Origin of the sequence: Microbacterium sp. Leaf351 (assembly GCF_001423825.1) — a bacterium.
Classification (GTDB): domain Bacteria; phylum Actinomycetota; class Actinomycetes; order Actinomycetales; family Microbacteriaceae; genus Microbacterium; species Microbacterium ginsengisoli.
On sequence record NZ_LMPK01000002.1, the window covers coordinates 93,337 to 94,957 of the forward strand.

Annotated in this window: 2 protein-coding genes; one reads left to right on the top strand and one right to left on the bottom strand. The window is 68.3% G+C overall.

The features are described from left to right. On the bottom strand, positions 1–447 hold a 447-nt coding region (locus ASG00_RS00945), incomplete at its 3' end, for a Pr6Pr family membrane protein (RefSeq protein WP_200930814.1). A gap of 108 nt (positions 448–555) precedes the next feature. Here ASG00_RS00945 and ASG00_RS00950 point away from each other — a divergent pair. Next, on the top strand, positions 556–1,621 hold a 1,066-nt coding region (locus ASG00_RS00950; RefSeq protein WP_056206181.1), incomplete at its 3' end, for an adenylosuccinate synthase.

Here is a 1,621-nt window from a genome sequence, read left to right on the forward strand (position 1 = left end):
CACCCGCGCGCCCACCAGCACATCGGCCAACAGGATGATCGGACCGACCACGTGCAGGATCTCGTTCGCCCATTCGACGGTCGTGCCCTGCGGCAGCGGGATGCCGCGCAGCAGGGTGTTGTAGACGATGCCCGTGATGATCATGTAGGTGCTCACGCAGGCGAGCGCCACAGCGAGACCCCGGGGGAGAGGCGAGACGCCACCCCGCCCGCCGGTGACGGACCACACCGCCACCGCGGCGAGGATCACGACCGACCCGACATTGGAGAGGATCGTGAAGAAGCTGAAGAAGTTCACGAGCACGACGCCCACGTCGAGCCCGTTCGCGATCGCGCCGCCGAAGGTGACCTCGGCCTGGCCGATGATCGCCGTGAGGATGATGAGCGCTCCCGCGGCGCGCACGAGCGTCCAGGTGCGTGCCCAGCCGGGGGTCTGCAGCGTCGTCATCTGCTCACTGTAGGGGGATGCCGCACGCCGGCGTCCGCGCCATCCCGCTCCCGAGCGGGCCTCTCGATAGGATGGGGTGTAACCCCCTCTGCTAGGTGAGGAGCCACCATGCCCGGAATTGTCATCGTCGGCGTGCAGTGGGGTGACGAGGGGAAGGGCAAGGCCACCGACCTGCTCGGCGACCGCACCGACTGGGTCGTCAAGTTCAACGGAGGCAACAACGCCGGCCACACCGTCGTGATCGGCGACGAGAAGTACGCGCTGCACCTCCTTCCCTCCGGCATCCTGTCGCCCGGCGTCAACCCCGTCATCGGCAACGGCGTCGTCGTCGACCTCGAGGTGCTGTTCTACGAGCTCGAGGCGCTCGCCGCCCGCGGTCTCGACACGTCGCGCCTGCGCATCAGCGCGAACGCCCACATCATCACGCAGTACCACCGCACCCTCGACAAGGTGACCGAGCGCTTCCTCGGCAAGCGCCAGATCGGCACGACCGGGCGCGGCATCGGCCCCGCCTACGCCGACAAGATCAATCGTGTCGGCATCCGCGTGCAGGACCTCTTCGACGAGAACATCCTGCGTCAGAAGGTCGAGGGCGCCCTCGACCAGAAGAACCACCTGCTGGTGAAGGTCTTCAACCGTCGCGCGATCGCCGTCGACGAGATCGTCGACGACCTGCTCTCCTACGCCGAGCGCCTGCGCCCGATGGTCGCCGACACCGCCCTGCTGCTCAGCGAGGCGCTCGACGCGGGCGATGTCGTGGTGTTCGAGGGCGGACAGGCCACGATGCTCGACGTCGACCACGGCACGTACCCGTTCGTCACGAGCTCGTCGGCGACGGCCGGCGGCGCCGCGACCGGCTCCGGTGTCGGCCCGAACCGCCTCGACCGCATCGTCGGCATCGTGAAGGCCTACACGACGCGGGTCGGCTCCGGTCCCTTCCCGACCGAGCTGTTCGACGAACAGGGCGAATGGCTGCGATCGCGCGGCTTCGAGTTCGGCACGACCACCGGCCGTCCGCGTCGGGTGGGCTGGTACGACGCGCCCATCACCCGATACGCGACGCGCATCAACGGCATCACCGACCTCGTGCTCACCAAGCTCGACATCCTCACCGGCCTCGACGAGATCCCGGTGTGCGTGGCCTACGACGTCGACGGTGAGAGGTTCGACGAGG